Here is a 19,506-nt window from a genome sequence, read left to right as displayed (position 1 = left end):
AAAATAGCCACCGTGATGTCGGTGACGCTGTCGACCGACCATCGCGCTGTCGACGGTGCGCTGGGTGCAGAACTGCTGGTCGCCTTCAAGCGGCTGATCGAAAACCCGATGGGCATGCTGGTCTAGGTCCTGTGGGGAGCCGGCGCCAAATCATGCGCCGGCTCACAAATAGAAACGACTTGTCAGGCGCGGACCCTTGACCCATGTTCTATCTGGATTGCGATCCAGGGAGGCCAAATATGCCTGCATTCGACCCATCTGACGTCAAAACCCTGTTCGGCAAGGTCATGGGTGCGGCGCCATCCGACATCAAGCTGGTGGCGCAGCGCCTGCACGACCACGCCTTCGAGCCGCGCATGTCGGCGGAAGAGACCAGGCAGCTCGTCGCCAGCCTCGGCTATGACAGCCTGGACGCGTTCTGCGCCGACATCGGCTTGCCCATGCATATCGCCGAGCGATGGAGCCGTTTTGGTGTTTCCGGCGAGATGAAGCAGGTGTTCACACTGCTGGCGGCGCAGCGCAAGCGGGTGGCCGAGGCGATCGCCGAATTCGAATCCATGACCCATGTCGGTGTCGAGGATTATTTGCGCGAGCGCGGACTCATTTAGCGGGAAACGCCGGAGCCAGTCGAACCGGCTCAGCCGCCCTTGGCAAGCAGTGCCGTGGCGGTATCGCTGTCGGTGATCAGCACATTGGTGCTGACGGCTTTCAGCGCGGCGAGGATCGCCGCGACTTTCCGCTTGCCGCCCGCGGCGAGAACAACATTCGGCACGTTGCTGACCACATCGAGATCGATGGCCATGACGCGGCCGTTGACCTCGTGGTCGACCAGCCCGCCTGCGGAATCGACGAAATAGCACAGCATGTTGGCGACCGCGCCCTTCGCTTTCAACGGAGCGATCAGCGATGACGGAACGATGCCGTGCCGGAAGATGGTGGCGTCCGGCGACATGTCGCCGACGGTGAGCAGCGCGATGTCGGCGGCGGCCGCGCGTTGGCGTACATCCTGCAGGGTCGGCTGCGCCCAGAGGAGATCGCGCAGCGAGGAATTGTCGACCGTCACCGGCGCGGTGATCTGATAGCTGTCGACCTCGAAGACATCGGCGACCTTGGCTGCGACAATCGATGGATTGATCCATTGCGAGTGCGGCAGGCTGCCGACGAGCGCCACCACGCAGGCACGCTTCAATTGCCGGCGGGCAAGGAAGCCGAGGCTGGCATGCAGGGTCGCGCCGCCGCCGATGGCCAGCGTCATGCCGTCCTGCATCTGCTCGCCGAGATAGGCCGCGACGGCATGGCCGATGGCCTTCTCCAGATGGTCATGCGCCGAAGGCGTCGGGATGACGACGGCGGCATTCAGACCCCAGCGTTTTTCCAGTTCCCGCTCGAGCGCCACCTGCGCGGCGGTCGGCGCGTTGATCATGGTGACGATAATGCCCTCGGCGGTGCAGGAGGCCAGCGTACGCATGACCTTCACCCTGGAGACGTCGAGCTTTTCGGCGATCTGTTCCTGGGTGAAACCTTCGACATAGTAGAGCCATGCCGTCTTGACGGTAAGGTCCGACGAGACCATCGGCAGGCGAGCCTGTCTGGGTTTTTCCGTGGTCATCGGTTCCTGTCCCTCATGAGCCGTGGCCTGACCGGTGCTCATCAAGGAAACACCGGCCGGATGTCAACTGATGCCGGATCTCCGGCGTGTCGATTGTCGCACATTTCTGTTCATTTGTAATTGACATCGTACATATGAACATATTTTGTGGGTTTCACGCGCTGTGTCATCCACCAGTCATATGCGCCGTGCAGGGAGGAAGAGACGGGGGCCGGCCGGAGCCGGACCGGTCATGCACAGAAAGACAGGAGGTCTCATTGAAGACGCACTTCATCAAGCTGCTGGCCAGCCAGCTGGCGCTCGCGGCAACTTTGTTTGCCGGCGTGGCAAACGCCGACACACTGACTCTCTATACGTCCCAGCCGGAAGCCGACGCGGCCAAGACCGTGGATGCCTTCAAGAAGGCGCAGCCGGGTATCGATGTGAATATCTATCGCTCCGGAACGAGCGACATCCTGACCAAGATGGCGGCCGAGTTTGCCGCCGGCAGCCCGCAGCCCGACGTGCTTCTGATCGCCGACGCGGTCTCGATGGAGCTGTTGAAGAAGGACGACCGGCTGCTGCCCTATCCCGAGGCAAAGCTCGACGGCATCGAAGCGGATGCCTATGACGCCGACAAGACCTATTTCGGCAGCAAGCTGATCACCACCGGCATCGTCTACAACACCGCGGCGACCGAGAAGCCGCAGCATTGGGCCGATCTCGCCAAGCCCGCCTATGCCGATGGCCTGGTCATGCCGAGCCCGCTCTATTCGGGTGCGGCCGCATACCTGCTTTCGGGCTTCGTCGGCGACGCCAATTATGGCTGGGATTTCTTCCAGAAGCTGAAGACCAACAACACCGTCAGCGTGCGCGGCAATGGTGCGGTGCTGAAGTCGGTGGCATCAGGCGAAAAGCCCTATGGCATCCTGGTCGACTTCATGGCGATGAACGCCAAGAAGAAGGGTTCCCCGGTCGAGTTCGTATTCCCCTCCGAAGGTGTGCCGGCAGTGACCGAACCGGTCGCCATCATGAAGACCGCCAGGAATGTCGACGGCGCCAAGAAGTTCGTCGACTTCATTCTTTCGGATGACGGCCAGAAGCTCGCGCTTTCGATGGGCTATCTGCCGGCGCGCGCCTCGGTCGGCCGCCCCGAATGGCTGCCGGAGGGCGTCAAGGTCAAGGTGATGCCGTTCGACACCAAGGCAATCGTCGCCAAAACCGACGCCGACAAGGCGAAGTTCTCGGAGCTGTTCGGCGGCTGAGCCGGCAATGCCGTCGGGGATGCCGTCCCAGCGGCATTCCCGATGGGCAAAACCCCGATCGCATCGGCTGATCGACCCAGGAAACGCAATCATGTCAACACGGATCAGGGAAAGCCGGGGCCAGGAAATGGTCCTGACGGCGGCGGTAGCCATCGTCATCGTCCTGCTTTCGCTGCTGCCGATGCTGCGCCTGATCAAGGAGATCGTGGCACCCGGCGGCACGCTGTCGACCGTCGCGATAAAGGCGGGGCTCGGCAGTCCGGCGACCTGGATCGCCACCTGGCACACACTGGTCGTCGGTATCGGCGGCACCCTGCTTGCGGTGCTGTCGGGAACGCTGGTGGCCGTCCTCGTCACCCTGACCGACATCCGCGCTCGCAGCGCCATGGTGCTCTGTTACGTCATGCCCTTGATGATCGCGCCGCAGGTGACGGCGCTGGCCTGGCTGCAATTGTTCGGCCCGGCAAGTCCGTTCCTCAAGCTCTTCGGCGCGGCACCCCCGCTTGGCACCAGGAACCCGCTCTATTCCACTTCAGGTATCATCCTGCTGCTCGGCGTGCAGTATGGCCCGCTGGTTTTCCTGCTGGTGCGCGCCGGCCTGCGCAAGCTGCCGCGCGAACTGGTCGAGGCGGCGCGGGCCGGTGGCGCCGGCTGGTTCACCGTGCTGATCACCATCGTGCTGCCGCTGATGACGCCTTCGATCATGGCGGCCGCGGCACTCGCCTTCGTCTCCTGCGTCGGCAATTTCGGCATTCCAGCCTTTCTCGGCATTCCCGCCAATTATCTCGTGCTGCCGACGCTGATCTACCAACGGCTGTCCGGCGGCGGCCCCGCCGTGCTCGGCGAAACCGCGTTCCTGTCGGTGCTGATCGGCATCATCGCCATGGCGGGCATCCTTGCCCAGGAGATCATGAGCCGCCGCCGCGACTATCGCATCAGCTCCACGTCGCTTTCGGCCGAGCCCTATGAGCTCGGCCGCTGGCGGCCCGCCGTGCAGGCCGGCATGTGGCTGCTGATCGTCGTGGTGCTGTTCCTGCCGCTGTTCGGGCTGGTTCTGACATCGCTGGTGCCGGGCTATGGCATCGCGCTCACCGCCAAGACGGCGACGCTCGATAATTACCGCTTCGTGCTGTTCGAGCATGATGCGGCCAGCCGCGCCTTCTTCAACAGCTTCTGGCTGTCGATCGCGGCGGCCGTCTTCGCGGTCCTGGTCGCAGTGCCGATCGGCTATCTGATCGCGTGGGGCAAGCAGCGCTGGGTGAGGCTGCTCAATCTGTCGGTCGAACTGCCCTACGCCTTGCCCGGCGTGGTGCTGGCGATCGCCTCGCTGCTCCTGTTCCTGCGGCCGATCCCGCTCACCGGCATCCAGCTCTACAACACCGTCTGGATCATCCTCTACGCCTATCTCGCCCGCTTCCTGGTGCTGGCATTGCGGCCAACCATCAGCGGCTATCACCAGATCGACCGGGCGCTGGAGGAAGCTGCCCAGGTGGCCGGCGCCGGGCTGTTCACGCGCATGCGCACGATCATCTTTCCCTTGGTGGCACCGGCGGCGATCGCCGGCGGCCTGCTGATCTTCATGACGGCGCTGAGCGAGCTCACCGTTTCGGCGCTGCTGTGGTCGTCGGGGTCGGAAACGATCGGCGTGGTGATGTTCTCCTTCGAGCAGGGCGGCGATTCCAACTACGCGGCGGCGATGTCCGTCATCACCGTGGCGGTCACTTTCGTGCTGATGCTGGTGACCAATCTGCTTGCCCCCTACCTTCCGACCGGAGTGCTGCCATGGCGCGATTGAGCCTGGACAATGTGACCAAGAGCTTCGCCAATTTCGATGCCGTCAAGGACGTGTCGATCGATGTCGGCGACGGCGAGTTCCTGGCAGTGCTCGGCCCTTCCGGCTGCGGCAAGACGACGTTGCTGAGGCTGGTGGCCGGATTCGAGAAAGTGACTTCAGGCGAAATCCGCATCGGCAGCGAGGTCGTGTCGGGCAAGGGCGGCAGCGTCGCGCCGGAAAAGCGGCGTGTCGGCATCGTCTTCCAGAACTATGCGCTGTGGCCGCATATGACGGTGGCCGAGAACATCGGCTATTCGCTGAAGGTGGCGAAGCTCGACAAGGCCGTCGCCCGCCGGAAGGTTGAAGACGCACTCGCCCTGGTCAATTTGCAAGGGCTGGGCGAGCGTCGGCCGGCCAATCTTTCCGGCGGCCAGCGCCAGCGCGTGGCATTGGCGCGCTGCCTTGTCGCGGCGCCCTCGCTGGTTCTGTTCGACGAGCCGCTGGCCAATCTCGATGTGCATCTGAGGGCCTCGATGGAGGACGAGTTCGCGTCCTTCCACAAACGCACCGGCACCACCATCGTCTACATCACCCATGACCAGGCCGAAGCGATGGCGCTGGCCGACCGCATCGCGGTGATGGATGGCGGGCGCCTTGCCCAGCTGGCGACGCCGCGAGAACTCTATCATGAGCCGGCAAATGAAATGGTGGCGTCCTTCATTTCGCAAGGCATTTTGCTGCCCGCGGATGTGTTGAGCGCGGAAGAAAGAGGGCACTGCAAGGTCCGGGTTCTCGGCGCTGAACTGATTGTCCGCTGCCGACCAGGCGAGCGGCCGCGAACTGGGGCAAAGGTCTGCTGCCGGTCGGCCGACCTCGACGTGTCGCAGGACGGCCCCGGCTTCGATGGCCTGGTCAAGCGGGTGATCTACCAGGGTGGCTCGGCGCGCATCGAATTCACGCCTTCGACCAGTCCGGACCTCACCTTGCATTTCGAACGGCCCGATCCGGTCGCGCTGGAGAGCGGAGCCCAGGCGCGTCTGCGGATACGGTCCGGCTGGCTGATCCCGGCGGCGGGCGGAGCATCGTGATGATGCTCGATCTGCTCGGCGGCTTTGGCGAAAAGGGCCGCACCAGCCTTGCTGTCAGCAGCGGCAACGATCGCGTCCTGCTCGACGTCGGCATCAAGGTCGGTGCCTCCGGCGCGGACTATTATCCGGTGCTGAACGGGTCGGTCGCCGATATAGACACGCTATTCGTCTCGCATGCGCATGAGGATCATATCGGTGCGCTGAGCTGGCTGCTGTCGCGCGGCTATGCCGGTCCGATCTTCATGACGGCCGAGACCCGAGACGAGGCGCCCGCCGCGCTCGCCGGCTATGCTGAGCCCGAGGATTTCAGGCGGTTCCCTTTTCCCGAAGACCGCATCGAATTGTTCGAGCCGGGCGACACGTTGAACAGCGGCAACCTCACGATTCGGACGGGACGCTCCGGGCATGTCGTGGGCGGCGCCTGGTTTGCCGTGGACGACGGCGAGAGCCGCGTCGCCTATTCCGCCGATGTGGTGCCGGACAGCAATGTCTTCATCATGGACACGATCCCCCACTGCGACCTGCTTGTTCTCGATGCGTCCTACGGCGCCGATCCGGTGCCGGGGACGGCGCGTGCGCGTGAAATCTCGCAGTGGGTTGCGAGGCATTCGGACGGATGTCTTTTGCCGACGCCGCTCTCGGGTCGGTCACTGGAGCTGATCGCGGCCTTGCCGGGGCCGTTCGCCATCCATGCCGGCATGCGTTCGTCGCTGCAAGCGCAGATCGGCGCCACGGCAGCCTTGTTGCCGGGCGTTTCAGCGTTGCTGCGCCGCCGCTTGCAGGAAGCAGCCGACTGGACCGATGTCGATCCCCTGCCGCCAATGCCGTTGCTGGCGGATGACGGCATGGGTGAAGCCGGGCCGTCGTCGCGCCTCTTGCCGCGTGCCGACCATTCCGGTTTTCCGGTGCTGCTTACCGGCCATCTGCCGTCAGGCTCGCCGGGCGATCTGTTGCACAAGGCCGGCCGGGCGGACTGGGTGCGCATGCCGACCCATCCGACGCTGTCGGGCAATGTCGACATCTGGGAGAAGGCCGGCCGTCCCGCCGCACTCGGTCATTCCTGCACGCCGGACCTTCTCGGCGATCTGCAAACCCACATCCCGTCGCTGCGAACGCAATGCCGCACCGGCCAGCGCATAGTGGTTTCGGAGGCAAGAAAACGATGAGAATCCTGATCTGCAACGACGACGGCATCGAAGCGCCGGGGCTTGCCCGTCTGGTCAACGCGGCCCGCGCGTTGAGCGACGATATCTGGGTGGTCGCGCCCGACGGCAAGCGCACCGCTGCCGGCTCGTCATTGACGATTGCCAGGCCGTTGACCATGCGGCGTGTCAAACCGAACTGGTACTCCTGTTCCGGCACACCGGCCGATTGCGTGGTAAGCGCTATGACCTGGCTGTTTGCCGATTCCGAGAAACCGGGCCTTGTGCTGTCCGGCGTCAACGATGGCCGCAACGTTGCCGAGGACCTTGCCTATTCCGGCACGCTCGGCATTGCGCGGGAGGCGACTTTCTGGGGCGTTCCAGCCATCGGCTTCTCACGCGTGAAAAATCCTGATTTCACCGATGGCGACGACCAATGGCTTGGCGCGCTGATCACTTTATTGTGGCACTCGCACGCCGACTGGGCCGCTGAGGGTCATTGGCTGAGCATCAACCTGCCGACCTCGCTGCCGGCCGAAATCCGCCAACCGCGCATCGGCCGCGACAAGATCGCCCGCAAGGCCGAGATCTTGGAATGCGATGGCGATCGCACGGTCATCACCGTGCCGCGCGGTCGGGCTCATGAGAGCCAGCCGGGCGACGAGAACGAGGCGATCGATGCCGGCTTCATCAGCATCAACCGGCTGAACTGGTTTGGCGAGACGCGGCTGAACGAACGGTTTCTGGACCGGATCATGCGCCAGCGGCAAACTGGCTGACCTGGGGTCTGAATCGGCTGGTTTGAGTCGCGCCATACCTCACTGGCGCTGGTCTGCGCGTCGTCATCCGATCACCAACCTGTCAGCGGTTAAATCAAGCCAATCCACTACCTATGCTTGAAGCCGCTGCCATTTCATTCCACATCGGTGAGGATGAAGGGCGAGACAGGAGAACGGCGGCGGCATCTGCTGTGGGCTTTGCCCGCATCGCTGATCCTGCATGCGCTCATCGCCGCGTTTCTGGTCTATGGCCTGCCGAGACCCGAGCAGCAGCCGGTTCAGCAGGACCAGCCCGTCAATGTCGCGATCGTGCCGCCACCCGAGAAGCCCAAGCCGAAACCTGCTCCAAAGCCACCGGAACCGACACCTGAAAAGAAGGCTGAAAAGCCGCCTGAACAAAAGCCGCCTCCGGAACCGCCGAAACCGCCAGACGACCAGGTTCTGAAGCGCGTCTTCCAGTACGGCCAGAAAGATACCGGGCCGGAGAAATCGCTCGACGGAAGCAGCGCTAAACCCAACACGCCGTCGCCGGCCAAGGATGAGGCGGCGAAGCCGCCTGTGGCACCGACACCCACGCCGACCCAGCCCGCCCCGGCTGCAACGCCACAGCAGAAGGCGGAGCCCAGCAAGCCTGACGAGAAGCCGGCCACCGTTGCGCCGGACGAAACGCCCGCGCAAGGCGAGGAGAAGCAGGCGACCGAGGACACTGACAGACAACAGCCGGACAAACAAGAACCCGCACCGCAACCCGCCGAAAAGCAAGCCGTCGTGACGCCAAAGCCATTGGCGGCTGAGACCGGTGATAAGCCGGCGCCTCCAGCCTCGACCGGAAAGGCAAAGCCCAAATCCAAACCTGCCAAGACAATGACGTTCAAACCCGCAAGAGCTTTCAAAGCGCCGATCGGGAATGCTGGAAGGTCAAATCCCACCAACAACGACGTTGCAGGATCGCCGACCTATTCCGGCCTTCCGGGCGTCAGAAAGCTTTACTCGCAGGGGGCAACCGGCAATGCGTTCGCTACAAGCTCCATGGAGAATGTGCCGCGCGGTCAGCGCGTGGCCACCCTTTGCGGCAATGTTCTAAGCCGGGAACTGCAAAGTGCTGACTATACGGTCAAATGGGTACCAACCATCACGCTGGACAAAGGCAATGTTCTCAATCCTGCTCAGGCGGCCTTCAGCACCAGAAACACCTGGTACAATCTAAACTTCCGGTGTGAAGTCGACCCCGATGCGACGAGGGTCCTATCCTTCAACTTCCGCGTGGGATCATTGGTCCCGGCTGGCGAATGGGCCGGTCGCGGATTCACCAAGTATCCGCTGAATTAGGCCGGCGCGCCAAGCCCGGACAATTGCCGGCTGACTTCTTGCCAGTCGGCGCAGACGAAATCGGCACCGGCAGCCGTCAGCCGAGCGGCGTGCTCGGCATAGGTATGGCCGCCACCGGTGTAGCCGATCGCGGTCATGCCTGCGGCGACCGCGCCCTGGATGCCGAAGGGCGAGTCCTCGATGACGATGCAGTCAACGGGATTGGCGCCGATCTTGTCCGCCGCGAAGAGGAAGATGTCCGGCGCGGGCTTACCGTTCTTGACCATCGATGAGCTGTAGATCGCATCGCCGAAGAAACGCGCCAGCCCGGTCACGGCAAGGCTGTGGTTTATGCGCTCGACAGAGGAGGACGAGGCGACACAGCGGTCGCCCGCGAGCGTCTCGAGAAACGCAGTGATTCCCGGTGTCGGCTTCAATTCCTGCGAGAACAGCACCTTGGTCTCGGCCCAGATGTCGCCGTCCGCCGCCGCCGGAAACTGGTGCCCGGTCAATTCCTTGATCCTGGCGATGATATCGGACTGCTTCATGCCGATGCATTGGGCGATGATGCTGGTGTTGACGCCGGGCATGCCGTGCTTTTCGTAGACGCGCTCATAGGCGCGGGCGGCCAGAGGCTCGCTGTCGACAAGAACGCCGTCGCAATCGAAAATAATAGGCCTTGGTCGCGCCACGCGTTTCCCTCTCGAGTCCATTTTCGCACATCGCTATCGGCAAAAAGTCAAATGTTCAATAGCGCGTGCGTTTTGGGGGCGCGAAGAGCGGGCTCAAAGCTGGCGCAACGCATCGCTCGCACGGGAAGGCCCGAGCGCCCGTTGCATGGCTTGCCGGGACTGGGCGCGATCCGGCGTGATCCAGTTCGGCTCGGCGCCGAGAAAGCGGTCGAGGAAAGCCACCGCATAGGCCGGCATCTCGGTCACATTCTCGCGATAGGACCACCATGTGCGCAAATCGTCGGCGCATTTGTCGATGCCGGGTGCCGTGCCGAATTCCTGCTCGTGGATCGCCGAAATCACCGAGACGCAGTAGTTGGTGTAGAGGAAACCCTCCGGCCAGAAGCGGACGATTTCCAGCGTGCCGGCGTTCGTTTCCGTCTCGATCAGCTGCGTGAGGCCGGAGATTTCCCTGGCCGGCGCCTGTTTTATCAGCTCGCGCAGCACGAGGCCGGCGGCAAAGACGATGAAGTCGGCGCGGTCGATCGCGGCGAAGCGCTTCTGCGCCTCCATGATCTCGACCCAGTCGAGAAAGGCTCTGGTGAGCTTGGCCTCGTCGATCTCGAAGCGCACGCCGAACGTGTCCGAGACCACCTTCGCGCTGCCGCGAAAGGTGGCGCGGAACCAGCGCAACTGCCGCAGCCGATGGCGAAGATCGGGCATCAAGGCCAGTTCGTCCCTGAAGGGCAGATCCATCTTCCTCGTATCCTGTTTCCCGGTCAGCCTAGCACAACGGCGCCACGGCCGAAATCGGTCAGCGTCCCTGTGGATGACCTGAGCCGAGGCCAATATCATACATATTGACATTCTCGGAAACAAATGTTCTCACTTTGCTGTTGTCACGCGCCGGTCCAAGGTGCGGTTCAACTGAGGCTTCGGGAGGAGAACCGAATGGCGATTTGGCAGTGGGGACTGCTTCTGCTGGTTATTGTGTGGGCGCTGCAGTCGCTCGGCGTCTGGCTGCAGATGCGGCACTATTCGGATGTCTTCAGGGGCGTCACCGACCAGTACAAGGATGGCTTCGTCGGAGCCGGCAATTTTCGCGGTCGGTTGGCCAAGGGCACCATCGCGCTCGTCGTGGTGACACCCGATCTGGTCGTGCGCCGCCTGATGGTGATGAGCGGCCGTTCCGTGTTCACCAAGTTCAAAAGACATGAAGAATTCGAGGGTGTTCCCCTCGATCGACTCCGGTCCAACCCTGCAATCATGGGGGAGGGGGAACCCGGTGTGGCCGAGGCCGTGAAACGGGCGATCGAGCAGATCGACAAAACACGGTCGGAGCCGGGGAAGAAGCCGGGCCTGTCCGGTTTGAACGTAGCAAGGGCTTAGAGTCGGATGATTTCGGGCTCTAAATCAAAAGGATAGAGGACGCCGCGCACCGACTGGGATCAACCGGCGGGTGGCATAAGGAGGAGAAATGTCTGTATTTTCGTTGTTGGCGCAGCATGCCGACATGGCCGTGCACAATCTGCATGTCGCAGGTGCCATGGTCTCGGATGCCGCATTGCATGGCAAGCTCGCTGTCGAGCATGCCTCCGACCATCTCGTTGTCCTCGCACAAGCGGACAGCGGACCGATCACCGTCGATCAGTTCAAGGAAAAGCTGAAGGACGTCCAGCAGGAAGAGCAGCTCGGCTGGCTGACCGCCATCGGCAAGTACTTCATCGGCATCTTCCAGAAGGGCGGCGAGGTCTTCGCCGGCTTCGTCACCGGCATCATTCCGACGCTGGTGGTGCTGATGACGGCTTTCTATGCCGTCACAGAACTGGTCGGTGAAGAGCGCGTACACGGCCTGGCGCGCGGCGCCGGCCGGATCGCGCTGACGCGCTACACGCTGTTGCCGCTGCTGGCGGTGTTCTTCCTCACCAATCCGATGGCCTATACGTTCGGATCGTTCCTGGAAGAAAAGCACAAGCCGGCCTTCTATGACGCGGCCGTGTCCTATGTGCACCCGCCGCTGGGCCTGTTCCCGCACATCAATCCCGGCGAATATTTCGTTTGGGGCGGCATTCTCGTCGCGCTGCTGGAGCTGGAAAAGAAGGGCGTCGTCGTCGCCGGCTACCACGTCAAGGTGGCGATCTGGTACGCCATCGTCGGCCTCGTCGTCATCCTGCTCAAGGGCATGCTGACCGAACGCATCACCGCCATCATGGCACGCCGCCAGGGCGTCGAGCTGTAAGGGCGGGGAGGACATCATGGCCAAGACATACAAAGCCGTAAGGATCACCCAGGGCAAAACCGGCTGGGGCGGCCCGCTCGTCATCGAGCCGACCGAACAGCGCAGCAAGGTGGTTTCCGTCACCGGTGGTGGCATTCACCCGGTGGCGCAGCTCATCGCCGACATGACCGGCGCCGAAGCCGTCGACGGCTTCAGGGCGCCGCCGATCGAAAGCGAGATGGCGGTTGTCGTCGTCGATTGCGGCGGCACCGCACGATGCGGCGTCTATCCGCGCAAGCGTATCCCGACCGTCAATCTGACGCCGGTCGGTCAATCCGGGCCGCTGGCCCAGTTCATCACCGAGGACATCTACGTTTCGGGCGTGAAGCCGGCCAACATCACAATGGCGGACGGATCCGAAACGATCACGACTGCGGGGGGAGCAGCAGCTATGAGTTCGAGCAGCAATGCGGCCGCGGCACCACAGCCGCTGCCGAGCGAAGGCGGGCTGATCGGCCTCATCAGCACGATCGGCCGCGTCATGGGACGTATCGTCGGCATCTTCTTCAATGCCGGCCGCCGCACCATCGATCAGGTCATCCGCAACGTGCTGCCGTTCATGGCCTTCGTGACCATGCTGATCGGTCTGATCCTGTATACCGGCATCGGCGATGTGCTGGCGCAGCCGATGGGTCCGCTGGCCAACAACATCGTCGGCCTGCTGATCATCTCGGCGATCTGCGGCCTGCCGTTCCTGTCGCCCATCCTCGGGCCAGGCGCTGTCATCGCGCAGGTCATCGGCGTCGCCATCATCGGCCCGCAGATCGCCAACGGCACGATTTCGCCGGCGATGGCACTGCCGGCGCTGTTTGCCTACAATACCCAGGTGGGCTGCGACTTCGTCCCCGTCGGCCTGGCGCTCGGCGAGGCCAAGCCGAAGACGATCGAAATCGGCGTTCCGGCGGTGCTCATCAGCCGCCAGATCATGGGCCCGGTCTCGGTGCTGATCGCCTGGGTCGTCAGCCTGATCGTGTTCTAAGGCAATTCCGGGAAAAGCGCATAATGCTTTCCCTTGGAAATTGCGTCAAAACAAAGAGATAGAGCGGTTCACCGCTCTAGGCAAAGTTGAGAAAATGAGGTTCGCCATATGACGGTTCTGCTGAGAACACGGGTCACTGCCATCGGCCCCGAAGTGGCGGACCTTGCTGAAGGGGGCGTGGTCATCCTGTTTGCGGATGGCTCGCCGCCGGAGCTTGCCGAGGTTTCGGTGCTCCACAAGGCGGAGCAGGGACCAAGTGACGGAGCGCCCGCCAAGGGCGCTTCGATCACCCTCGGCCCGGTTGCCGCTGTTATCACAGCGGTCGGCTCCAGCGCGTGGAGCAAGGTGCTGGAAATGGGTCATGTCGTCATTTCGTTCAACGGCGGTACCGAGGCCGAGAGGCCGGGCGAGATCTGTGCATCGCAAGTCGACCCGCAAGCGCTCGTGGCCGCCCTGAAGACCGGCGCGATCATCACCATCGCCGCCTGACAGCATTCGCGCCGCGGCCTATGTTGGGAGCGGCGCCCAAAACCAGAGTATTTGCCATGGAACGCTCGACCATCGTCAGAGTGCATGAAGGTTTGCACGCCCGCCCCGCGACGCGGTTCGTGAAGCTCGCCAAGGGCTTCGAATCCGACGTCGAACTGGTCAAGGACGGCAAGGCGGTCAGCGCCAAGAGTTCGGTCAAGCTGATGCTGCTGGCGGTCAAGGAGAACCAGGAAGTCACGGTGCGGGCGAATGGCGCCGATGCCATCGAGGCGCTCGAGGCGCTGATCGGCTATCTCGAGAATCCGCGGGCTGGCCTCGATGATGAAGCGGAAGCGCAGAGCCCGGCGAACGATGCCGGGCAGGAAGCGGCACCCGCGCCCGGATCGGCGCCAGCGGCACCTGACGGGGCAAACCGCCTGCGTGGCGTGGCCGCCAGCGAAGGTTTCGCCATCGGCCCGGCCTTTGCGCATTTCCCACCCGATATCGCCGGACAGGGCCGCATGTTGCAGGCCGAGGAGATAGAAGGCGAGATCGACAGGTTCCGCATGGCTGTCGGCGCGGTCCAGGCCCGCATGGATCATGCGTTGGCGCAGGACAGCCTGTCGGCTGGAGACCGCGGCATCGTCGCCGCCCTGCGCGATATCGCCGCCGACGACACCCTGACTGGTGAGGCCGAGGGCCTGATCAAGGGCGGCAATGACGCGGTCTCCGCCGTCATCACCGCCGCCTCCACCATTGCCGCCGAATTCAGCGCGGTCGACGATCACTATCTCAACGCGCGGGCGGACGATGTCCACGCCGTTGGGCGGCAGATTTGCCTGGTGTTGCTGGGCCAAGACGATGTCAGCCTCGAAAACATCCCCGAAGGCGCTATCCTGATCGCCGACGACATCGGCGCCTGGGATCTGGCACGCGCACCGCTGAAGCGTATCGGCGGCGTGGTGTGCGGCCATGGCGGCGCCACCTCGCACATCGCCATCATCGCGCGCTCGCACGGCATTCCGGCAGTGCTCGGCCTCGGCGGCCAGGTCGATGCCTTGCGTACCGCGCGAGACGTCGCGCTCGACGGCAATGCCGGCCATGTGATCATCGACCCCGACGAGGCGACCCGTGCCGATTTCGCCGGCCGCGTCGAAGCGGCGGCAAAGGAGCGCGCCGGCTTGACCATCTTCAAGACGGTGACGCCGAAGCTCGCCGACGGCAGGATCATCGAGGTCGCGGCCAATATCGGCTCACTTGAGGAAATCGAGGCAGCACTGGAGGCTGGTGCCATGGGCATCGGCCTGTTCCGCACCGAGCTTCTGTTCATGCGCCATATGCATCTGCCCTCGGAAGACATGCAGGCCGAGACCTATGCGGCGCTGGCCAAGGCTTTTGCGCCTTATCCGGTCATTGTGCGCACGCTCGACATCGGCGGCGACAAGCCGATCGCCGGCATCGAATTTCCCGACGAGGAAAACCCCTTCCTCGGCTGGCGCGGCGTCCGCATGTGTCTCGACCGGCCCGACATTTTCAAGCGCCAACTGCGGGCGCTGCTGCGCGCAGCCGTGCACGGCAACATTAAGGTGATGCTGCCGATGGTGTCCGACATCTCGGAGGTCAGGCAGACGCGCGTGCTGGTTGACGAATGCACGGCCGAGCTGAGAGCCGAAGGCGTGCCGCACGCGTCATTCGATCTCGGCGTCATGATCGAAACCCCGGCCGCCGTGCTGATCGCCCCCGCGCTGGCCAAGGAGGTCGCTTTCTTCTCGATCGGCACCAACGATCTGACCCAGTACATCATGGCCGCCGACCGGCTCAATCCGACCGTCGCCAAGCTCAACGACGTCACCAATCCAGCCGTCATGTCGGCGATCGAAATGACGGCAAAAGCCGGCGTCGCCGCCGGTATCATGGTCGGCATGTGCGGCGAGGCGGCCGGCCGTCCGGATCTCATTGCGACCTTCGTGAAGATGGGGCTGACCGAACTCTCGATGAGCCCGGCTTCCATCCAGCGCGCCAAGAAAGCGATCATGGCCATGGCCGCTGAAGGCTAGCCCAGGCCGGCTAACTACGGCAGATGGGCAAGCAGGGTGGCGAACACCGGTGTCAATTCAGCGATCGGGTTTGCCTTGGCGCAGGCCTGAACGATGCGGTCGTGGCGGATATCCGCCGCCAGGATCGCGATCTCCAGCATATCCGGCTCCGGCGCGCCGTCCCTGCCGGTGGTCGCCAGGCCGCAGGCCAAAGCGAGCGGTGCCAGGCAGCTTATGTCAAGCGCCCGGCCGCCCACCACCGCCGGCGTTTCCGGCACGGTTTCGGCAAAGCGGACCGGACGCTGGCCGAGGCATTCGACCAGCAGCGCCGAACAGGTGGCCGCGATAGCCTGCAGCCCGGCACCTGGCGTGGCCAACGCGGCCAGCAGGTCGCCATGCCGCTTGCGCATCGTGGCATGGACGGCCGCGAAATCGGCTTCGTGGATGCGGGCATTGTCGATGTTCAGGCCGGCAAGCACCGCCTTGGTCAGATAATACATATCGCGCCGGAACAAGCGCTCCGCGCTCAGTTGGCGATCCTCATTGCCGATCGGGAAATAGGTGCCGAGGCCCTTTACCGTCGTGCCGTCCACCTTGATCGGGCGCTCATGCGGGACGAAAGCTTCAGCGATCGACAGCGCTTCGTCGACGGCACTCGCGGCATGGCTGAGCAGGCCTTCGATGCCCTTGCCTGGAAACGGCGGCAGATGGCTGGTTGCTTCGCGCAGGATGCTGGCATCGCCGCTGCCGTCATGGCGGCTCTGGCGGATGATTTCGCGGACTTCCCGCAGCCGGTCTTTCAGATTGACGCGGACATCTTCGGAGATTTGTCGGAGCATCGCGGGTCGCCTTGAAATTTGCTGCGGATAGCCGCCAACCGGGGCAGCCGCCACTCTCTACATTGTTCCTATCGATTGGTAGATCAATAGGCGATACTAGACCAGCATGCAGAATCGGCGGCGGCGCGCTCGTCCGTCGCCGCAGGGGGAGAGACAGACTTGGGCAGGCGACGACAGGGCGAAAGCGAAGACGGTCTAGGCGGAAGCGCGGCAACCGAGCAGGTCGCCAGCGAAAGCCGGACGGATCGTCTCCGGATTCGCGCCGCCTGGATGTATTTCGTCGAACAGATGACGCAGAACGAGATCGCCGACGTACTCGGCGTCGGTCGCGTCACCATCGTGCGCATGCTGGCGGATGCCCGGGCGCGCAACGAAGTCAAGATCACCATCGAGAGCGAATTGTCGGAAATTGTGCGGCTTGAGCGCGCGCTGGAGAAGACGTTCGGGCTGCAGCAGGCGCTGGTGGCGCCGCTTTCGGCACCCAATGCCGATCCCATACCAGCGATCAGCGCCAAGACCGGCAGTTTCCTGTCGGACACGATGAAGTCCGGCATGCGGGTCGGCGTCGGCTGGGGGCAGACGCTGTTCTCGAGCCTGCCCTTCATCAGCGCCAAGTCGCTCACCGACTTCAAGGTGATTTCGCTGCTTGGCGGTGTCGGCGTCGTGCGCCGGGTCAACCCAGCCGAGTTCGCCTGGCGGTTTGCTCAGATATTCCAGGGCGACGGCTATCTGATGCCGACACCAGCGGTCGTCGACAGCGTCGAGACCAAGATCGCACTGATCGAGCGCTGCGGCCTGCAGGAGATTTTCGAAATGGCCGACGTGCTCGATGCCGTTCTGCTGAGCGTCGGCGGGATCGCCTCGGCTACCACCTTCTCTCGTGGCGGTTTCCTCAAGGAGGCGGATCGGGAGGCCCTGCTTGCGCGTGGCGCCGTGGGTGACCTCCTGTTCCATTTCTTTGACCGCAACGGCGATCTGGTCGACCATCCCGTCAACAGCCACGTGATGTCGGTGGATGTCGACCGTCTGCGCAAGGCGCCGATCCGTATCCTCACCTCCGGTGGCGAGGAGAAAACCGAAGCGCTGCTCGGCGCCATGACCCTCATCGCCCCAACCATCCTGATCACCGACGAGGAGAGCGCGCGGCGCATGCTGGAGGCGGTCAGAGGAAGCTGAAGCTGTCCATGAGGTAGTCCGGCCAGGCCTGCTGTTCGTCGAAGACAGCGGCGAGATCCGGTGTGCCCGCCAGTATTCCGCTCAGCACCAACGCCGTGGGGATGCCTGCCCTGTTTCCTCCCGATATGTCATGCTCGACGCTGTCGCCGATGCAGACCACGGCGCCACGGCCCGGCTCGCCGGCCAGCGCCAGCGCGGCTTTGAAAATCGCCTTGTCGGGCTTGCCGATGCGGGTAACGCTGCCGCCCAGGCTTTCGTAGAGATCGGCAAGACGGCCGGCGCCGAAGCGAGGGCCTTTGGCCGTCAGCATGATGGTGTCGGGATTGGTGCAGAAGCACGGCACTCGCCGCGCTGCCGCCGGGGCAAACAGCCTGTGATAATGGTCGAGTTCGTAGCGATCACCCTCGCTGGCCGCGATCAGCACCAGCTCGGCCTCATCGCCGGACCCGGTCAGCACAAATGGCAGGCCTTCGATCGCGGAGCGGTCGCCTTCACGGCTGACCAGCAGGCATTTTGTCCCTGGGCGCAACTTCCCCGACGCCGCCATGTCCCTGAAGGATCGCCACGCCACCTCGCCGGAAGAAACGAAATGATCCCAGCTTCCCGGTTCGAAGCCGAGTTTTATGAGCCGGCTTTCATTGGGTTGTGCCCGCCTGCCGGAGTTCGAAACCAGCACCACCGTCTTGCCGGCGCGCTTCAGCGCCGATAACGCCGCCACCGCGCCTGGATAGGGCCGCGTGCCGTCATGCAGCACGCCGAACTGGTCGAGCAGGAACACATTATAGCGCTCCGCCAGCGGCCCGATGCCGTCGAGACGTTCGATTGTTTTCGCGCTCATAGGAGTCCTGCCCGGCTTGCACCCATCAGCGCCAGCCGCGCCGTGCCGGCGGCGGCCTCGTCGGAAAGCGCGGGCAGGAAATCGACCCCGAGCCTGCGCCGTCGGATTGCCGTCCAGGCTGGGTTCGCTGCCCCGCCTCCGACGCTCCTGACCGATGTCAGCGCGGGCGCGCCGAGTTCGGCAAGCCTGTCATAGCCGAGCGCTTCGATCGCGGCGATGCCTTCGAACATCGCTTTCAGATAATCGGCGTCGTCCGGCGGCCGGGACGCAAGGCGAGGCGGCAGCGCCGGATCGGCGATCGGAAATCGTTCGCCCATGGCGGGAAGCGGATAGTAATCGAGGCCGGTGTCGGTCTCCGGGTCGATTGTCGCGCTGAGTTCGATGATACGGGCGAGCGGAAAATACTGAGCCAGCACCTTGCCGCCGGAATTCGACGCACCGCCAGCCAGCCAGGCGTTGCCGAGCCGGTGGCTGTAGATGCCGAAGCGCGGCGCCGAAATCGGCCGGTCGGACAGGATCTTGATGGTCAGCGAGGATCCCAGCGCAGTGACGCCGTCGCCGATCGCGGTAGCACCGGTCGCCAGGAACGAGGCGCAGCCATCCGTGGTGCCGGCGACAACGGCCACATCGCGCGGCAAGCCGAACAATGCCCCGGCTTCCGCGGTGAGGGCACCGGTGACTTTGCCCGGTTCGACCACGCACGGCAGCAACTCCACGCGCATTCCGGTCGCCGCGATCCATTCCGGCCAGCGGCGGGCCTCGACATCATAGCCTGTCTTCAGGGCATTGTTCTCGTCGCTGACGTCGAAGCGGCCGGAGAAGTTTCCGGCAATCCAGTCGGCCTGATGCAGCACCATTGCAATGCCCGGCAGATGCTGGAAGCGCAGGGCCTTGGCGAGGCCGGATGTCGCTCCGTGCGCGGCACTTGCAGTCGGTGCGGTGCGGGCGATCGCGGCCAGGATGTCGTCGTCATCGGCCTTGTCGTTGTACATCAGCGGTTCGGCCAGCGGCCGCCCGGCGGCGTCGACCGGCAGCAGCGTGCCGGAGGTGCCGTCGACGGCGATGGCGCGGACCGCCGTGCGGTCGATGCCGGAAAGCAGCTCCGTCAGAACCGCCTTGACCGCTTGCCACCACGCCGTGGGGGCTAGGCCATCGCGGCCAAACCTGTCGAGTGGAACGGCCGAATGCCCGGCTATGGAAAAATCCGGGCGCATGGCGACGGCGCGCGCACCTGATGTGCCGATGTCGATGCCGATGACAAGTGGCATCATGTCCAT

The 19,506-nt window shown here is 63.9% G+C and carries 20 protein-coding genes; 14 read left to right on the top strand and 6 right to left on the bottom strand.

Going from position 1 to position 19,506, the window contains the following annotated elements:
- Nucleotides 1-126: 2-oxo acid dehydrogenase subunit E2 (locus tag EOA16_RS28200; RefSeq protein ID WP_155765471.1), on the top strand; the 126-nt coding region annotated here is incomplete at its 5' end.
- Nucleotides 127-239: 113 nt separating this feature from the next.
- A complete protein-coding gene (locus tag EOA16_RS28195) occupies nucleotides 240-608 on the top strand; it encodes a hypothetical protein (protein ID WP_127261066.1) in 369 nt (122 codons plus the stop codon).
- A gap of 29 nt (nucleotides 609-637) precedes the next feature.
- Here the strand turns inward: EOA16_RS28195 and EOA16_RS28190 are convergent, their stop codons facing one another.
- The gene (locus tag EOA16_RS28190) at nucleotides 638-1,609 is read right to left on the bottom strand and encodes a sugar-binding domain-containing protein (RefSeq protein ID WP_127261065.1); all 972 of its coding nucleotides are present in this window, start codon (nucleotides 1,607-1,609) and stop codon (nucleotides 638-640) included.
- Between the two features lie 257 nt (nucleotides 1,610-1,866).
- On the opposite strand from EOA16_RS28190, the gene EOA16_RS28185 reads away from it, so the two are divergent.
- The 6 genes from EOA16_RS28185 (at nucleotide 1,867) to EOA16_RS28160 (ending at nucleotide 8,965) form a co-directional block, all read left to right on the top strand.
- Nucleotides 1,867-2,853, top strand: a complete 987-nt coding sequence (locus tag EOA16_RS28185; protein WP_127261064.1) for an ABC transporter substrate-binding protein — start codon at nucleotides 1,867-1,869, stop codon at nucleotides 2,851-2,853.
- 91 nt (nucleotides 2,854-2,944) lie between these two features.
- Nucleotides 2,945-4,648, top strand: coding sequence for an iron ABC transporter permease (locus EOA16_RS28180; protein WP_127261063.1), 1,704 nt, complete (start codon nucleotides 2,945-2,947; stop codon nucleotides 4,646-4,648).
- Nucleotides 4,636-5,715: an ABC transporter ATP-binding protein gene (locus EOA16_RS28175; protein WP_127261062.1), complete on the top strand. Its 1,080-nt coding sequence runs from the start codon at nucleotides 4,636-4,638 to the stop codon at nucleotides 5,713-5,715. The genes EOA16_RS28180 and EOA16_RS28175 overlap by 13 nt, the downstream gene beginning before the upstream one ends.
- Nucleotides 5,715-6,881 carry an MBL fold metallo-hydrolase gene (locus EOA16_RS28170; RefSeq protein WP_127261061.1) on the top strand — a complete coding sequence of 389 codons (1,167 nt, stop codon included), beginning with the start codon at nucleotides 5,715-5,717 and terminating at the stop codon, nucleotides 6,879-6,881. Before EOA16_RS28175 ends, EOA16_RS28170 begins: the two co-directional genes overlap by 1 nt.
- Entirely contained in the window at nucleotides 6,878-7,636 is a 759-nt protein-coding gene (locus EOA16_RS28165) for a 5'/3'-nucleotidase SurE (protein ID WP_127261060.1), read from the top strand. The genes EOA16_RS28170 and EOA16_RS28165 overlap by 4 nt, the downstream gene beginning before the upstream one ends.
- Nucleotides 7,637-7,789: 153 nt before the next feature.
- Nucleotides 7,790-8,965, top strand: a complete 1,176-nt coding sequence (locus EOA16_RS28160) for a DUF930 domain-containing protein (protein ID WP_127261059.1) — start codon at nucleotides 7,790-7,792, stop codon at nucleotides 8,963-8,965.
- Here the strand turns inward: EOA16_RS28160 and EOA16_RS28155 are convergent.
- On the bottom strand, nucleotides 8,962-9,636 hold the full coding sequence (locus EOA16_RS28155; protein ID WP_127261058.1) for an HAD family phosphatase: 675 nt from the start codon (nucleotides 9,634-9,636) through the stop codon (nucleotides 8,962-8,964). The two genes, EOA16_RS28160 and EOA16_RS28155, sit on opposite strands and share 4 nt — an antisense overlap.
- Nucleotides 9,637-9,729: 93 nt before the next feature.
- Entirely contained in the window at nucleotides 9,730-10,371 is a 642-nt protein-coding gene (locus tag EOA16_RS28150) for a hypothetical protein (RefSeq protein WP_127261057.1), read from the bottom strand.
- Between the two features lie 195 nt (nucleotides 10,372-10,566).
- Here EOA16_RS28150 and EOA16_RS28145 point away from each other — a divergent pair, with 195 nt between their 5' ends.
- The 5 genes from EOA16_RS28145 (at nucleotide 10,567) to ptsP (ending at nucleotide 15,397) form a co-directional block, all read left to right on the top strand.
- Entirely contained in the window at nucleotides 10,567-11,004 is a 438-nt protein-coding gene (locus EOA16_RS28145) for a transcriptional regulator GutM (protein WP_013529327.1), read from the top strand.
- Nucleotides 11,005-11,092: 88 nt separating this feature from the next.
- Nucleotides 11,093-11,854: a PTS glucitol/sorbitol transporter subunit IIC gene (locus tag EOA16_RS28140; RefSeq protein WP_013529328.1), complete on the top strand. Its 762-nt coding sequence runs from the start codon at nucleotides 11,093-11,095 to the stop codon at nucleotides 11,852-11,854.
- 16 nt (nucleotides 11,855-11,870) lie between these two features.
- Nucleotides 11,871-12,872 (top strand): PTS glucitol/sorbitol transporter subunit IIB, encoded by a 1,002-nt coding sequence (locus tag EOA16_RS28135; RefSeq protein WP_127261056.1) that lies wholly within the window; start codon nucleotides 11,871-11,873, stop codon nucleotides 12,870-12,872.
- A gap of 108 nt (nucleotides 12,873-12,980) precedes the next feature.
- A complete protein-coding gene (locus EOA16_RS28130; protein ID WP_127261055.1) occupies nucleotides 12,981-13,361 on the top strand; it encodes a PTS glucitol/sorbitol transporter subunit IIA in 381 nt (126 codons plus the stop codon).
- A 56-nt stretch (nucleotides 13,362-13,417) separates the two neighbouring features.
- A complete protein-coding gene (gene ptsP, locus EOA16_RS28125; protein ID WP_127261054.1) occupies nucleotides 13,418-15,397 on the top strand; it encodes a phosphoenolpyruvate--protein phosphotransferase in 1,980 nt (659 codons plus the stop codon).
- Between the two features lie 14 nt (nucleotides 15,398-15,411).
- On the opposite strand, the gene EOA16_RS28120 is transcribed toward ptsP, so the two are convergent.
- Nucleotides 15,412-16,215: a hypothetical protein gene (locus tag EOA16_RS28120; protein ID WP_127261053.1), complete on the bottom strand. Its 804-nt coding sequence runs from the start codon at nucleotides 16,213-16,215 to the stop codon at nucleotides 15,412-15,414.
- 159 nt (nucleotides 16,216-16,374) lie between these two features.
- Between EOA16_RS28120 and EOA16_RS28115 the strand changes: the two genes are divergently transcribed.
- Complete coding sequence (locus EOA16_RS28115; RefSeq protein ID WP_127261052.1) at nucleotides 16,375-17,391, top strand: sugar-binding transcriptional regulator; 1,017 nt, start codon at nucleotides 16,375-16,377, stop codon at nucleotides 17,389-17,391.
- Here the strand turns inward: EOA16_RS28115 and EOA16_RS28110 are convergent.
- Entirely contained in the window at nucleotides 17,378-18,229 is an 852-nt protein-coding gene (locus EOA16_RS28110) for a TIGR01459 family HAD-type hydrolase (protein WP_127261051.1), read from the bottom strand. The genes EOA16_RS28115 and EOA16_RS28110 overlap by 14 nt on opposite strands.
- Entirely contained in the window at nucleotides 18,226-19,500 is a 1,275-nt protein-coding gene (locus EOA16_RS28105; protein WP_164754417.1) for an FGGY-family carbohydrate kinase, read from the bottom strand. The genes EOA16_RS28110 and EOA16_RS28105 overlap by 4 nt, the downstream gene beginning before the upstream one ends.
- Nucleotides 19,501-19,506 lie beyond the last annotated feature (6 nt).

The organism is Mesorhizobium sp. M7A.F.Ca.US.008.03.1.1 (assembly GCF_003997495.1).
In the GTDB taxonomy this organism is placed as follows: domain Bacteria; phylum Pseudomonadota; class Alphaproteobacteria; order Rhizobiales; family Rhizobiaceae; genus Mesorhizobium.
The sequence above is the reverse complement of the archived record's forward strand: the minus strand, read 5'-3'. Positions and strand labels throughout refer to the sequence as shown.

What these genes read in the sequence shown, in the direction of transcription:
- EOA16_RS28170 (WP_127261061.1), top strand. Translation starts at nt 5,715, where the DNA reads ATGATGCTCGATCTGCTCGGCGGCTTTGGCGAAAAGGGCCGCACCAGC.
- EOA16_RS28130 (WP_127261055.1), top strand. Translation starts at nt 12,981, where the DNA reads ATGACGGTTCTGCTGAGAACACGGGTCACTGCCATCGGCCCCGAAGTG.
- EOA16_RS28105 (WP_164754417.1), bottom strand. Translation starts at nt 19,500, where the DNA reads ATGATGCCACTTGTCATCGGCATCGACATCGGCACATCAGGTGCGCGC.
- EOA16_RS28195 (WP_127261066.1), top strand. Translation starts at nt 240, where the DNA reads ATGCCTGCATTCGACCCATCTGACGTCAAAACCCTGTTCGGCAAGGTC.
- EOA16_RS28160 (WP_127261059.1), top strand. Translation starts at nt 7,790, where the DNA reads ATGAAGGGCGAGACAGGAGAACGGCGGCGGCATCTGCTGTGGGCTTTG.
- EOA16_RS28165 (WP_127261060.1), top strand. Translation starts at nt 6,878, where the DNA reads ATGAGAATCCTGATCTGCAACGACGACGGCATCGAAGCGCCGGGGCTT.
- EOA16_RS28175 (WP_127261062.1), top strand. Translation starts at nt 4,636, where the DNA reads ATGGCGCGATTGAGCCTGGACAATGTGACCAAGAGCTTCGCCAATTTC.
- EOA16_RS28145 (WP_013529327.1), top strand. Translation starts at nt 10,567, where the DNA reads ATGGCGATTTGGCAGTGGGGACTGCTTCTGCTGGTTATTGTGTGGGCG.
- EOA16_RS28190 (WP_127261065.1), bottom strand. Translation starts at nt 1,609, where the DNA reads ATGACCACGGAAAAACCCAGACAGGCTCGCCTGCCGATGGTCTCGTCG.
- ptsP (WP_127261054.1), top strand. Translation starts at nt 13,418, where the DNA reads ATGGAACGCTCGACCATCGTCAGAGTGCATGAAGGTTTGCACGCCCGC.
- EOA16_RS28120 (WP_127261053.1), bottom strand. Translation starts at nt 16,215, where the DNA reads ATGCTCCGACAAATCTCCGAAGATGTCCGCGTCAATCTGAAAGACCGG.
- EOA16_RS28180 (WP_127261063.1), top strand. Translation starts at nt 2,945, where the DNA reads ATGTCAACACGGATCAGGGAAAGCCGGGGCCAGGAAATGGTCCTGACG.
- EOA16_RS28140 (WP_013529328.1), top strand. Translation starts at nt 11,093, where the DNA reads ATGTCTGTATTTTCGTTGTTGGCGCAGCATGCCGACATGGCCGTGCAC.
- EOA16_RS28135 (WP_127261056.1), top strand. Translation starts at nt 11,871, where the DNA reads ATGGCCAAGACATACAAAGCCGTAAGGATCACCCAGGGCAAAACCGGC.
- EOA16_RS28150 (WP_127261057.1), bottom strand. Translation starts at nt 10,371, where the DNA reads ATGGATCTGCCCTTCAGGGACGAACTGGCCTTGATGCCCGATCTTCGC.
- EOA16_RS28110 (WP_127261051.1), bottom strand. Translation starts at nt 18,229, where the DNA reads ATGAGCGCGAAAACAATCGAACGTCTCGACGGCATCGGGCCGCTGGCG.